Below are 12,766 nucleotides of genomic sequence, written 5' to 3'. Positions count from 1 at the left end.
TAGGTCTGATCCTTAAGTCATGAAAGAGAGGATTAACAGCATACCCATTTTTATCCTCTGAAATACATGGCTGGATTAAAAAGGTAATTGGTCGCCTCCTGTCGAAAGAGTGGGCGGGAGTGATGACTATATGAGATCGGAACCATTTATTGGAAAGCTGCTTCAAGCTGTCTCAAGACGCGTTAGACGATCTGTGCGAAATAAACTATGGAGTATGGGGAACGGGGGATAGCAAGGGGATCTATCTCTGTTTCGGGAACAATCGGGGTTCTTTCCGTTGAACTAAAGGCAGAACTGGTGAAATTGATAGATGACTTATCCCGTACTAAACTAAGTGGGCGCAAAGTAAAACAGCTTAGAGAAACGATACACTCATTTGTAATAACCGAATTTGAAAACCATAAGAGGTATCTCTTGGAGATCAAGGTTCTAGAGTCGGGTCTAATCCAGTTCGAGGATTTTATTCAGCAAGAGATCGAAGACGTTAACTCAATAGTTGAGATGAGAACTTTAATCGTGGAAAAATCAATAATCGATAGAAGTAGGCAAGCTTGACCCGCAAATCCATCAATTACCTCCTCATATCTATATAATCCTACTACAAAAGTCCTATTTTCCGATATATGGAATATATGTTCGTGACAGTAAACGAGAAGAAGGGTTTTCTATGCCAAGGAAAAGTTTCCTTACCATAATCCCATGCGCCTGGGAATATTAAAAGCCCTCGTTCCTTCGGGATCGAGGGCTTTTTTGTTTCATTTGAACAATTTTTTAATAAAAGCAAATATATAAAAATTGTTCGGTTATACACTTTGTTATATGTAATTTTTTCGGACTCCTCATCCAGCCAGAACCACGGGGCATCTTTAGTCCAAGTTGGTTTACGAGATGCCGCTTAACTCTAGTCCTCGCAGCGATTCTCTTTTTCAAGCTTGGTATTCGAAAACCGAATTTCATAGGGTCACTCCAAATTTATCTAAAGGTCGTGTGTTTTACTTTCCATTTTTCCAAAGAAATGAAAAGCCAAAAACCGTAGATACCTAATGTGATGAGGCATAGTAACCACCACTTAATCCAATTTCCGAACAACCCCAGCGCCGTGCCGTCAAATCGCAGTCGCCTTCCGTCTACCACAGTATGTTCAGTCTTCCAACGATAGATCATAGTTAAACTCCATGGATAACAAATACCTAAAGTACACGTCGTGATGAGAGCCCCAAGAATATTCCAACCGATGAACTGGAGTAATCCTCCATCAAAATAGGAGTTTAGTTCAACTCTATGACTCGGCTGCCCCACATCCCCACTTGCATTTAATACTGTACTCAATTTGATCATCCTGCTTTCATGTTTCCCATCGGCTGGGTGATTTACTCGAAGTATGTCAAATCCAACTATAACAAATATAGGAATAAAGTACCATACTTTGCTAAGGAAACTTTCATCTAGACGAAAAAGTAAAGCAAAGCAAGAAGATGAATTGATCAATGGGCTTATTGGGTTATTTATGTTTGGATCTTTTTTTGTAACGTTTTATTTCACTAAATCGCTATTAACCTCTGTAGGCGTGGCAATCGTTGCTTTCGCCGTCGTTATAGCAGTTTTAATCATCCGAAAAATGAACTACACGGACAAACTTAGGCGTTCAGGAATTGAGGACATCCATAAAATGGACGGCAGGGAGTTCGAGTTGTACCTAGGGGAGTTGATTAAAAAGCATGGTTACGAAGTATTAGGAACCCAATCTGCCGGAGACTACGGGGCTGATCTAGTCATTGCAAAAGGCGGAAAAAAGATCGTGATCCAAGCCAAAAGATATAAAAGTAATGTAGGCATCAAGGCTGTCCAAGAAATAGTTGGTGCTATAGCTCATTATGGAGCATCTGAAGCTTGGGTTATTACCAACAGCGATTACACCGATGCTGCGAACATTAGCAAAATCCAATAATGAAAGGCTCATCAGCCGTGAGGAACTGATTAAAGTTCATTCTGAAAACGAATCCTGCAGCCGAACCAAATCGAGTCCGCAGAAAATCATTCGGAAAATACCACCCGCTGGAGTGACCCATTAACATCCCATGCATCCGAGCGTATCATTTTCTTTACCATAATCCCAAGCGCTTGGGATTATGAGAAACCTCATACGTCGCTCAATAAGAATAAGTTTCTTCTGCATTGGTCAAAATAACCTTTGTTAAATTAACTAACGAGGAGTTGGGTTAAATGGGAATTTTAAGCGGTAATCCAAAGGATGAACCTATGCATTACGGAGAAATTTATGCTGTCTGGCAATTTTCCGCTGCAGCAAAGGGTTGTATATCTATGAATCGGGCTTTCCTGAACCATGCTGGTGACAAGGATCTCAAAAAAATTCTGGCTGCTATAATCGATCAGGCAGAGCTCGAAATCAGTGAATGTGACACGATGCTTACCCATAACGGATTTACTCCTTCTCCGTCGCTACCTGCACGACCAGAGGTAAAGTTAGAAGAGATTCCGTTGGGAGCCCGATTTACAGATCAGGAAATCGCCACAATTATTGCAGCGGATACTTCAGTTGGCTTGGTGGCTTGCAGTCAAATTATGGGCAGTTCTATTAGAGAGGATATCATTGCTTTGTTCACTAAGTATCATATGACAAAAGGCACTATTGGTTTGAAAATTTTAAAAATGAGCAAAGATAAAGGGTGGCTTGTACCTCCGCCACTTCAAGTAAAAAGACCGGATCTTGTTCAAGCCTGATTTATTGATGAAGTTCTTTTTAGTTCACTATTGAAAGTATAGGTGAAAAAGGTTGGCTATTGAGATTATTCCCAGACAACCAAAGAAATGCCGAGGGTGCGTTTGGGGTAAATGGGATGGAATGAAACAGTATTGCCCTAAGATAAACTGTGTTAAATTGTGAGGAATGCCTCCTAAATGAGATTATATTTTGTGAATGAGGAAATAATGTAAATGTGATATTACGTCACACTCCCTGATGTCCCCAACTAAAACCCTTGACTCCGATAGAGGAATTTTAGTTGGCTTGTAATATCCATGCCCTCACCCTTCGGGATCGAGGGCTTTTTTATGCTTTAGACAAGGGTTTAATATTGGGATGTGTGGTTATACTATCTTTACCAAACAAAGTTATATCTGTGTCTTTGTTTGGTAAAAGCCCTCATCCTTCGGGAATGGGGGATTTTTTTGTTTTAATCTATAAAATGACTCCACGAAAGCTGGCGCGTATCTAATTTTATTAACAGTTATTATTGTTCATATTTATTGAATCTTCTGTATAAGAAAGGGCACTAACTAATTTACTCGCTGCCTCATAGGCTAAATTAAATGATGCTGTAACTTCTTTTTCTTCTTTGTTTGCTTCCTCTACTGCTTTAGAAGCTTTTAAAATAGAAGATACAGCCTTAAGGGCGGCTTCCTTACTCTCGAACATAATTTTAGGTAAAAGGGCTGAATCCGTACAAGATGCTAAAATTTCAATAATCAAAGCGGCTGTCTCCGTTGCAGCTGTTGCTTCAAATTGATATTGAATAGCCCTTTGCCTGAGTTCATAAGCCATGGTGTTAGCTATATTAGATTTCTCTCTCGCAACTTTCATTAATAAAACAAGTTCATTTAATTCTGACGGACTCATCTTCTGCTAACCTCCACTCTAAGATGTAATATAAAAAGTGCAAAATAATATATAGATTTACAACAAATATGTCTATTAATTTAATGAAACTAAATTTATTAGAAAATATAAGTAGCAATAATGGTCTATACGCGTTTTATATTCAAAGGTTTCGGGTAAAGTATAATCATAATGACTAATTGTTTTATTATTTCAATTATAGATTGTAATATGTTGTTGAAAGGATGGACAAATGTGTTTTGGAGTGATCTTTAAGCAAAATGCAGATATAATCCTAACCCTTCATAATTTGATCAATATGAATTCTGCCATGGAGGGCATAAAGGTACAGCGAGATGGCGGGCTTGTATTCGATACAGCAGACATATTTGAGATTCGTGGTAGATTGCGTTATCTTGTGAGTAGGAAAAAATTTCATAAATGATGAATTTGGTTAAGCCCTCATCCTTCGGGATCTAGGGCTTCTTTTGTTTTAATCTATACAATGAAGTCAACAAACACCGGCGAACGCAATAAGCCGGCGCGTGTCCAATTCCGTATCTTAACCTTCGCAAGTAACCTTGGCTCTAAATAAACGTAATCGTCGTCCTCATACGTCCTTAATCGATCCCTCACACCATAAAACGCGAGCTTATGGCGCGGGGTAACACCGATCTCTACAATACCCAACGGGCGCCCGTGTTCATCGGCAGTAAGCCAGCCAAAGTCACCCTTACGATATCCACTTATGAAAACATCGACGTATGTCCAATTAATAACCTTTTGCCACGCACTTGATCGGCTACTCACATATATCGAATTTGCACGTTTGGCTACGATTCCCTCCATTGAAAGTGCCTCAATGTGCTTATAAAGACGCTCGCCCTCTGCCTCGATCGACGGTATAATTGCGATATTTGCATTGCCGAAGTTTAGCGTCGCCAATAACTCTTTCCTTTTATGTAGAGGATAACCACGCAATTCTTCACCTTTATATCGCAATATATCGAACACAACGTAATTAACCGGTCGTGATTCTGCAGCCTTCCGTACTTTGTCCGATTTCCGTAACGCGAAACGTTCCATTACTGCCTCAAAATCTACTTGCCCGTTAACGCCAGTTGCAGCAATCTCCCCGTCCAGGATAACGTCGTCGATCGCTAAACTATTGAGCTCCGGATATTGCCGCGTACAATCGTTATTGTGTCGCGTGTATATTCGCGTATTATTGTTGGATCTCGTAAGGATGGCGCGGTGTCCATCTATCTTCGGTTCGAATATATAATCATCGTGGGAAAACGGAGCTGGAGCGGTTTCTAATAACATTGGAGAAATAAACACAGATGAATCACCTCTACCGTAATTATAAAGGAAGAGGCAGTAAGTTGGCGTCGGGAAGTATTGGAAGGAAAATGCTTAACGACTTGTAGAGAGTGCCATAGAAAGTGCTTAGGGTTCATTTATAAGGTTTGTATCCGCCAATAAAAAATAGCTTTGTTGATCATTATCTATAACAATTACACGCCCATCGGAATCATAGGCCATATCTAATACATTTTCAGGTTTTAGTGTTTTCATTTCATTCGTTTGCAAGTGGATGACATGGTATAACATCAGGATCACACCCTTTCACTTCCATGATAAACGAAGTACACATAAACCAACACAAGTAACTCTTGGTAAATAAAAAGTAAACAAATTTCGTCATCCTAGAAACTCCTCTTGATTTAAACCTCCCACTTCGGTGTATAGCATACAAACAAACATTAGTGTTTTTAGGAGGCGATTGCATTGGAAAAGGAGTTGAAGAAATACCTTGGATGTACCACAGAAATCATTTACATAGGAGCTGCCGAGCAAATAACGCAACGTCTGATCGAAGTCCGTGCCATTAACAAAGGCTACATAAAAGCCCATTGTTTGCATCGGAAAGCGCCGCGGGTGTTTAAGATTGAAAACATTCTGGCGATCCAGCCAACGGGAATAGGGTGACAGCATGAAGCAAGCACCGAGCAAGAAGCTAGAGGGCAATGGTCATTGGGAATCCAGTCGCATGGTGTTACCGGAGCATGTGATAGCGCTCAACAGGCATGACAAAGATAAACTAAGAATCACAAAGCCCATTCTGACCGAGGACGAACAGGAAAACATATTCGGGCTGATCCGCAGCACCCGAGCTTGCTGTTTGCCCGTTACGCTAACCTGCATGGTGAATTCGAGCATGAGGTGATTACCGGTCCAGTTGGTGCCATTGAAACGCGGCGAGGTGTGAAGCTGCTCCTCGATGAGTCAGGGGATGATTGGCGATGGATCATGTTCGAGGATATTATTCATGCGAAGTTTGATCAGGTGGAAATATAACAAGCTTTTTAAAACAGGAGGAATGAATATGTCCAGACTAGCGAAATCCGTAAGTGAGAACGCCATACCAAAACGCCCAACCGAGGAAGATTGGGCAATGATTGATGGTTGAACGACATCAATGATATTATAGGCTCAGTTCTAAATATTTTTAGGGTGAGGGGAAACTCAGTACTTTAATATGTTTAAAAAGTAACAATAAAATAACATTTTCGGATTCATTGAGTGTCATCGAGTGGCATATAATTAAATTTTGCACTGATAAATTACCGTGTTTCCTCAGTACAATGCATCACGATTTATTCCTAAATATCTAGAGTATGATAGCAAACGTACATTCGCTTTGCAGAAAAATTTATAACTCCCATTCCTGCTCATTTTTTCGCCAGCTGCACTTGTAGTAGTGGTACATACCTGATACGATATCAGATATGCAAGTATTTATACAGAAAATTATGTGTAGGGTCACGGAGGCCAATCATGAATATTTTACAAGCTTTATTTTTCCCGCCAGAACAGCCTGGTGGCGTATCTTCGATGATTCCGTTTCTACTTGATAGGTTTAATAAGCGCGGCTGGGAAATGGAGTTGTTCTCGCTTCCGAGACGAGTGCGTAGCAAAGGGGTGGAGCCGGTAAAATTTGCTACCTTTGACTGGGAAGTTTACGCTGGCAATCCAATTGTTGATAAATATATTCAAACCTATAAGGATTACGTATGGTGGACCAAGCTGCGGATGAACAAAACCTTTGATTTAATCCATGCGCACCATCCAATTGCAGGTCTCGTGATGAAGCAGCTTTATCCGGAAACGCCCGTTATTATAACGATCCATTCCAGCTATGAAAAAGAATTGACATTGAACGGGAAAATTCCATCTGAAGGGGTCGAATACAACTTCCTTACCTCGATTTATCGGGAATTGGAGGAGCAGCTAGACCAGATTATTACAGCCTCTAATGCTTTCAAGCAATATTTAGCTGAATTTGTCCAAGAGCCTGAGCGGATCGGCGTTATTCCTAATGGCTTTGATGAGAAGCGTTTCCGTCCGGTACCCCATGAAAATAAAATAACTCAATTAATTACGGTTTGTCGCCTTGTTCCTGCCAAGGGGATTGATATTTTGCTGCTAGCTTGTGCGGAGCTGAAGAAAAACGGGCATCCCTTTGTGCTGCATTTAATCGGGGATGGACCTATTCGCCAAGAGCTGGAGCAAATGGCAATCGAACTAAACATATATGAGGAAATTATTTTTTATGGGTATATGCTTCATCCTGAGGACTTTATGCCGTTTTTTGATGTATTCGTCTTGCCTTCCCGAGCGGAATCCTTCGGATCCGTATTCGCTGAGGCGGCGTTATGCGGTCTTGCCTTGGTTGGTACAGATGTTGGCGGCATCCCTGAGCAGATCGTCCATGAGCAAAATGGACTGCTTGTCCCGGTAGGTGATGTGCCAGCACTTGCTAATGCTTTGGAAAAAGTAATAGGCGATCCTACATATCGCTACAATTTAAGTCGAATCGCTTGGGACAAAGCTAAAAACGATTACTCGATGACGCGGGTAGTCCAACAGCTAAAAAGCGTATACCGCACGTATCGCAAGGAAGAATAGCGGCAGCGCTTCACGACAGTGAGAGATAGACTGCACCTTGTGGATGCAGTCTATTTATGGTGGCTTAGGCTGGCAGGCCTGCCTGCAGGATATTGATCAAGGAATCGGGGGCACGAACATGGAGCCGGTGCAGCGGAAAGCACGGGAAATTACGTATCGGGTTGGCTGGAAGCGTGGAACAATGGTTCATCCTGCTGGCAGACCCATCGGGAATCCCGCATCCATACAACTACCGTGGGTACATCGTTTAAATATCGCTTCAATCTGGAGCCATGCGGGGACTGCACCGATAAGGGTCCTATTAATGGGACTATGGGTGTTTCCGGTAGTAATCTTTATCGGTTCCTTATGGCTTGTTCAAATGCTTACGAAGTAAGTTTTCTACGAAAACTCAGCAAATGCTTACGAAGCAAGTTTTCGTTGAAAACTTTTAGGAGGGGAATAGGATGAACTTAACGCTGGCCATACTGGCAGGAGTTGTTGGGCTGCTGGTGACCGGATCCGCAGTCGCGATGGCTTGGTTGACCATGCATCAGCTTCATGAGAAGCGCAAGCAAACGGCATCCAAGCAAATTCTTCTCCAAGGGGCATTTCGCCCTTTGCTGCGTTGGACTTTTTTTGATTATATGCTTATCGGTGTTTTCGTGATAGGTTGTTTGTTTTTAGTGGCCGATATACTTGCTGTTGTTCGTGATGCATCCAGCTATCCGCTGTACCATTATGGATATTTGCTATGTGGCTTCGCTTTTATGGTTTTTGGAATGTTGTTCATAGTGCTTCGCTTGTCAGTAGTGCTCTCACTAATTCGTGTGGAATCTGTGCTTTCTATGCCCAATCAGGATGACCAACCAGGCAAGGCTGAACAAGCCGAAGAGCGGGTACAGAGTGGTGAGGAGCGATTTGAAACCAAACTGGCTGATTATATAGGTAAATAACAAAAGCACCAGCACGATGGATGTGTGTGAAAGCTGGATATGCTGCTCAAGCTGTGTGGTAAGCCCGAACATGTCAGCAATAAAAGTTGTGAAGATTTCGCTATAGATGACACCAATAAAGATAAGCTGCCAAATCCATCCAAGGTTGCTAATTAGCTGGCCCATGGGGATATCATACTGTATAATGCCTGGCATTCTTGCGGATAAAGCGTAATGGCCGGCCAAAAGCATGATGCCGATGATCAAGCCGCCTAATATTCCTCCCCAATATAGAACGGAACGGTCTTCGGTTTGCCCACCAAGGGGGACGAGCACTCCTTGAGCCATAGACAGGTTAAAAGCCGCATACAGCATAGGTGAAAGCCAAATTTGGAGCAAGGAATAATCCGTGGAAAAGGTTAACCAGTTGCCTGAGCTAGGCAAGCTCCAGGTGTTCCAAACGACCATGCCAATAAAACAAAGCATTAAGGGAACGACAATTGAATTCACTATCAAAATAGCCTTCATACCTTTATACAAAACGGCATAAGCCAAAACCAACGTAAAAAGTAAGCCCCATTGATAAGGCAAATGAAACTGCTCTTCAAACACCGAGCCAGCTCCTGCCAGCATCACTGTCGTAACCCCTAGCATTGTAACCAAGGTAAATAGATTGATCCATCTTCCGGTACGTCGGCCAAATAATAACGCGTTCATATCTTCATAGGAGCGTGCTTTAAGGTCATGCGCCAGAAGCATTAGCTTTATACCCATCCAGATAAACAAAACACCAGCTATGCTTATGCTTAGTGTAGCTGCAGATCCATATCTGGTGAAGAACTGGAGGATTTCTTGCCCAGTCGCAAAGCCGGCACCAACGACCGTACCCGCATAAGTGAAACCAACTTGAATGATACGGCCCCATGCTTTCATTAATGGCTTTCCACCCTTCTTATAGCTTGTTCTCTAGGGATAATAGTACAAGATATGAAATAATGAACCATCCCATGCCTCGAACTTGGGAAATTGGATAGTTTCTGTTAAAATAGAGGTTGTCTTCATATTCATGCTTGGAATTTTATACATCAAGTCATTTCTCATGCTGGAGCGTGTCCTGTGCTGGAAGATATCTTACTGCTGATTGAAGATTATGGGTATATCGCTCTGTTTGGCTTGCTTGCAGTTGGGATTGTAGGAATACCTGTCCCGGATGAAATTCTTATGACTACCGTGGGTTCTTTAACGATTGAAGGTGGTCGGCTCACATTTTTTAAATCCTTTATTGCTAGCTTTGCAGGTACGATGGTAGGGATGATCGTTAGTTATTATTTAGGAAACACGGTCGGCAAGCCTTTTTTATATCGGTATGGCAAATGGGTCAAGTTGACACCCCAAAGGTTGGATCTTGTCGAAGGCTGGTTTCAGAAATACGGTCTTTGGACGGTAGTTTTCGGCTATTATGTCCCAGGGGTACGCCATTTCACTTGTTATTTAGCAGGTGTAAGTGGAGTGAGTATTTGGCGGTATTTATTGTATGCAGGTAGTGGTGCGATGGTTTGGTGCTTAACCTTTTTAACCTTAGGGCATGTAATTGGACTTAATGCTCCGAAAATTATGGCGGTTATCCATCATTATCTCGGCATCGGTGGCATTATTGCTGTAGTGGTTATTGGTTTGGCGGCTATCATTTATTGGCGCGTACGTAAAAGAAAAAAGCCTTTAAACTGAAATCAGTTTAAAGGCTTTTTTCTTAGCTCCCAAGAATGTGGGATTATTCAGTGGTGAAGAGCTTAATTGAGTTTACTTTATCTGTCTTCGGGTCCACATCAAGCTTCAATACAGCTCCAGTTGAATTATACGTAAATACGAAACTGGTGTTAGAATCGGGTTTACCCAGCGCTTCATAAACCTTACTTGTAGACTGGCCTAGCTTTAACCCATTTAAACCAGGGTTTATCTCCGCACTGCGGATGTCTATGAATCTCAGCTGTTTTTGCTTATTAAAGCCTATAAGAAAATCAGTATAGTCATAGACAGTGATAGGGTCGTTTTCCTCATCCATAATAAACTGCTCTTTAGGTTTTCCGAAGGTTGCAACTACCTTGTCCATCGATGTATTCAAAGTTAGTCCGATAAGTGTCGGTTTAGCCTGATTGTAAGAATCACGAATATCAATTTTAGGTTTGGAGGGAGCGGGCTTTACTTCTGATATCACTGGATCTTGCTTAGGTGCGGGCTCCACACTGGCTAAGGAAACCTTGTCGCTCGGATTGACTTCTGCTGCTGGTGTAGCTGGTGTTGGTTCAACAACAGGCTGAGCAGCTTGTTCAGATAAATCGGCTATTGCCGAATCAACCTTGGTTGTATCGACCGAAGGATCCACTATCCCTATTCCGGATACCACGGATTGTTGAATGTTAGCTTCTGGCTGTTGGACGGATTCAGGCGTATGATAACAACCTGATAATAGCATAATGAAGATAATAGAAGCCGGCGACAAGTTATGTAATTTTGATTTGTTTGTCATCTGCACCCTGGCCTTCCGTTAAGTTAATAAGCCTTATAATCATACTCTGTACTGGCAAGCTGTTCAAAGTCCAAATATGACTAATTCAAGGCGATTTAACTTAAATAGAAAATTTTTTTGATAATATACCTTTATTAACGTATTACCCGAGCATAAAGTTTCGAAACTTTTAAAGTTTATTAAAGTTGGACTTGAAACGTTTATTAACCTTGTGATAAGTTAACGAGAAGGGATTTTTCGGATGGAGGAGTTAGAAAGATGGAAATGTTAAAACAGCGTATACGAGAAATTGGAGTCGTTCTTTCAAATGATGTAATAAAATTGGATGCTATTATGAACCATGCAGTAGATCCCGTACTCACGACAGAGATGGGCAAGGAATTTGCACGGCTGTTTGCCGAGGAAAATGTTACCAAAATCTTGACCATCGAATCATCGGGTATTCCGATTGCATTCGCTGCTGCTCAAATTCTGAACGTACCTATGGTGTTTGCCAGACGTAAAAAGCCGTTAAGCTCGGATTCAGCAGAAATATACAGTGAACGTGTACCTTCATTCACTAAAGGCTTTGTCACCGATATCATGGTCGCTAGAGAGTTTCTTGCGGCCGAGGACCGGATTTTGTTAATTGATGACTTTATTGCTAATGGAGATGCAGCAAGAGGATTAATCCGGATTATTCGTCGCTCGGGGGCGCATTTGGTAGGTGTAGGCATAGCCGTAGAGAAGACCTTTCAAGCTGGGGGCAGGACCATTCGGGAGACTGGAATCCGCGTGGAATCGCTGGCCAAAATTGTTTCGATGGAATCGGGAACTATTATTTTCGAGTAAGGGCAAGTCGGATGAATAATTTACAAAATTACAAAGCCTTCCATCCGAGCTTGTTTTCCTTTATAATGGAGTTATGCATAAGAGAGGAGGCATTTGCTATGGGGAATGAAATTCCAAATGAATTTTTCATGACCAAGTTAGGCGAAGCTAAAATTCACTTTGAACGTGCCCTCGATTGTAAACATACAGAGTTTGATGATCTGTATCCCTATATGATTGAACATCCTCAATTTTTCTGGTACAAAAGATATGTCGCATGGTCCGAGCTATTGACCATTGTGAAATTGTGCAATGAGCTTGAGGTAGAGTGGCAGCAAAATTTTTCGGAGCAGCAAGTTGATTATATCAGTAAACGGGTGATGTCCAGCAAAGTGTTGGATTATTGGTTCGAAACTAATGATTCTAAAGAACATGTAAGCTAATCATGCGTATATACGATCTATAGCAGTAGGGAAACCTATTCTCCATGGAGGGAATAGGTTTTTTTGTTAACATTTCGATAATTGTTTTTATGGCAAGATGTTCATGCTCTCAATATGGGCTTTGGTCTCATGGGTGCCCAACTGGTGCAGCTTGCTGTAGATTTGGGTCATGTAATAGTCGGCGGTGCTATTCCCCCTATTATTATCGTGTAACGGAAAGGGGAGATGCGAACGGATATAGGTATCATCATGTGCATCCTCATTTTCTTCGAACAATTCCTGAAGCTGGTCAACTTCCTCTTCAGAGGCGATAATCTCAAATTCGAAGTTGCCAGTCATGTCCTCAGGCTCTAGGATTTCACTGGAGCCTACTGCGACGTAATAGGTCTTTTTGTCCACAATGAATTACTCCTTTAACTGGTTTATATATTCATGACTTGTTTATTGTATGCTTGTAATGGGGTATTCTATTCTAGATACCCGA

18 protein-coding genes are annotated in these 12,766 nt (G+C 41.7%); 11 read left to right on the top strand and 7 right to left on the bottom strand.

The features are described from left to right. The first annotated feature begins 207 nt into the window (after positions 1-207). Entirely contained in the window at positions 208-555 is a 348-nt protein-coding gene (locus tag G9U52_RS15360; RefSeq protein WP_166151034.1) for a hypothetical protein, read from the top strand. A 417-nt stretch (positions 556-972) separates the two neighbouring features. On the opposite strand, the gene G9U52_RS15350 is transcribed toward G9U52_RS15360, so the two are convergent. Then, complete coding sequence (locus G9U52_RS15350) at positions 973-1,299, bottom strand: YjgN family protein (RefSeq protein WP_166151808.1); 327 nt, start codon at positions 1,297-1,299, stop codon at positions 973-975. 82 nt (positions 1,300-1,381) lie between these two features. Between G9U52_RS15350 and G9U52_RS15345 the strand changes: the two genes are divergently transcribed. Together G9U52_RS15345 and G9U52_RS15340 are read left to right on the top strand one after the other, a co-directional pair. Beyond that, positions 1,382-1,948, top strand: a complete 567-nt coding sequence (locus G9U52_RS15345; RefSeq protein ID WP_166151032.1) for a restriction endonuclease — start codon at positions 1,382-1,384, stop codon at positions 1,946-1,948. Positions 1,949-2,223: 275 nt separating this feature from the next. After that, complete coding sequence (locus tag G9U52_RS15340; protein ID WP_166151030.1) at positions 2,224-2,742, top strand: DUF3231 family protein; 519 nt, start codon at positions 2,224-2,226, stop codon at positions 2,740-2,742. 499 nt (positions 2,743-3,241) lie between these two features. Here the strand turns inward: G9U52_RS15340 and G9U52_RS15335 are convergent, their stop codons facing one another. The 3 genes from G9U52_RS15335 to G9U52_RS39260 all read right to left on the bottom strand — a co-directional run bounded on the left by G9U52_RS15335 (position 3,242) and on the right by G9U52_RS39260 (position 5,209). Continuing rightward, positions 3,242-3,637 carry a hypothetical protein gene (locus G9U52_RS15335; protein ID WP_166151028.1) on the bottom strand — a complete coding sequence of 132 codons (396 nt, stop codon included), beginning with the start codon at positions 3,635-3,637 and terminating at the stop codon, positions 3,242-3,244. Between the two features lie 477 nt (positions 3,638-4,114). Next, the gene (locus tag G9U52_RS15330) at positions 4,115-4,957 is read right to left on the bottom strand and encodes an ATP-dependent DNA ligase (RefSeq protein WP_166151027.1); all 843 of its coding nucleotides are present in this window, start codon (positions 4,955-4,957) and stop codon (positions 4,115-4,117) included. Positions 4,958-5,065: 108 nt separating this feature from the next. Then, on the bottom strand, positions 5,066-5,209 hold the full coding sequence (locus G9U52_RS39260; RefSeq protein ID WP_207953002.1) for a hypothetical protein: 144 nt from the start codon (positions 5,207-5,209) through the stop codon (positions 5,066-5,068). 198 nt (positions 5,210-5,407) lie between these two features. On the opposite strand from G9U52_RS39260, the gene G9U52_RS15325 reads away from it, so the two are divergent. The 5 genes from G9U52_RS15325 to G9U52_RS15305 all read left to right on the top strand — a co-directional run bounded on the left by G9U52_RS15325 (position 5,408) and on the right by G9U52_RS15305 (position 7,964). After that, entirely contained in the window at positions 5,408-5,608 is a 201-nt protein-coding gene (locus G9U52_RS15325; RefSeq protein ID WP_166151025.1) for a WYL domain-containing protein, read from the top strand. A gap of 4 nt (positions 5,609-5,612) precedes the next feature. Beyond that, positions 5,613-5,846 carry a YolD-like family protein gene (locus G9U52_RS41690; protein ID WP_166151023.1) on the top strand — a complete coding sequence of 78 codons (234 nt, stop codon included), beginning with the start codon at positions 5,613-5,615 and terminating at the stop codon, positions 5,844-5,846. Beyond that, positions 5,795-5,977 (top strand): hypothetical protein, encoded by a 183-nt coding sequence (locus G9U52_RS15315; RefSeq protein WP_166150827.1) that lies wholly within the window; start codon positions 5,795-5,797, stop codon positions 5,975-5,977. Before G9U52_RS41690 ends, G9U52_RS15315 begins: the two co-directional genes overlap by 52 nt. A 480-nt stretch (positions 5,978-6,457) precedes the next feature. After that, on the top strand, positions 6,458-7,588 hold the full coding sequence (locus G9U52_RS15310) for a glycosyltransferase family 4 protein (RefSeq protein WP_166151021.1): 1,131 nt from the start codon (positions 6,458-6,460) through the stop codon (positions 7,586-7,588). A gap of 43 nt (positions 7,589-7,631) precedes the next feature. Continuing rightward, a complete protein-coding gene (locus G9U52_RS15305) occupies positions 7,632-7,964 on the top strand; it encodes a hypothetical protein (protein ID WP_207953001.1) in 333 nt (110 codons plus the stop codon). Between the two features lie 424 nt (positions 7,965-8,388). Here G9U52_RS15305 and G9U52_RS15300 read toward each other — a convergent pair whose 3' ends face one another. Further along, the gene (locus G9U52_RS15300; protein ID WP_166151017.1) at positions 8,389-9,435 is read right to left on the bottom strand and encodes a YkvI family membrane protein; all 1,047 of its coding nucleotides are present in this window, start codon (positions 9,433-9,435) and stop codon (positions 8,389-8,391) included. A gap of 183 nt (positions 9,436-9,618) precedes the next feature. Here G9U52_RS15300 and G9U52_RS15295 point away from each other — a divergent pair, with 183 nt between their 5' ends. Continuing rightward, positions 9,619-10,230, top strand: coding sequence for a DedA family protein (locus G9U52_RS15295; RefSeq protein ID WP_311764875.1), 612 nt, complete (start codon positions 9,619-9,621; stop codon positions 10,228-10,230). A gap of 43 nt (positions 10,231-10,273) precedes the next feature. On the opposite strand, the gene G9U52_RS15290 is transcribed toward G9U52_RS15295, so the two are convergent. Further along, positions 10,274-11,029, bottom strand: a complete 756-nt coding sequence (locus G9U52_RS15290; RefSeq protein WP_243767359.1) for a DUF4309 domain-containing protein — start codon at positions 11,027-11,029, stop codon at positions 10,274-10,276. A gap of 258 nt (positions 11,030-11,287) precedes the next feature. Here G9U52_RS15290 and G9U52_RS15285 point away from each other — a divergent pair, with 258 nt between their 5' ends. After that, on the top strand, positions 11,288-11,860 hold the full coding sequence (locus G9U52_RS15285) for a xanthine phosphoribosyltransferase (protein WP_166151015.1): 573 nt from the start codon (positions 11,288-11,290) through the stop codon (positions 11,858-11,860). A 98-nt stretch (positions 11,861-11,958) separates the two neighbouring features. After that, positions 11,959-12,282: a hypothetical protein gene (locus G9U52_RS15280; RefSeq protein WP_166151013.1), complete on the top strand. Its 324-nt coding sequence runs from the start codon at positions 11,959-11,961 to the stop codon at positions 12,280-12,282. A gap of 87 nt (positions 12,283-12,369) precedes the next feature. On the opposite strand, the gene G9U52_RS15275 is transcribed toward G9U52_RS15280, so the two are convergent. After that, the gene (locus tag G9U52_RS15275; protein WP_166151011.1) at positions 12,370-12,681 is read right to left on the bottom strand and encodes a hypothetical protein; all 312 of its coding nucleotides are present in this window, start codon (positions 12,679-12,681) and stop codon (positions 12,370-12,372) included. Between the last annotated feature and the right edge of the window lie 85 nt (positions 12,682-12,766).

Source organism: Paenibacillus agricola (assembly GCF_011440305.1).
Classification (GTDB): domain Bacteria; phylum Bacillota; class Bacilli; order Paenibacillales; family NBRC-103111; genus Paenibacillus_S; species Paenibacillus_S agricola.
The sequence above is the reverse complement of the archived record's forward strand: the minus strand, read 5'-3'. Positions and strand labels throughout refer to the sequence as shown.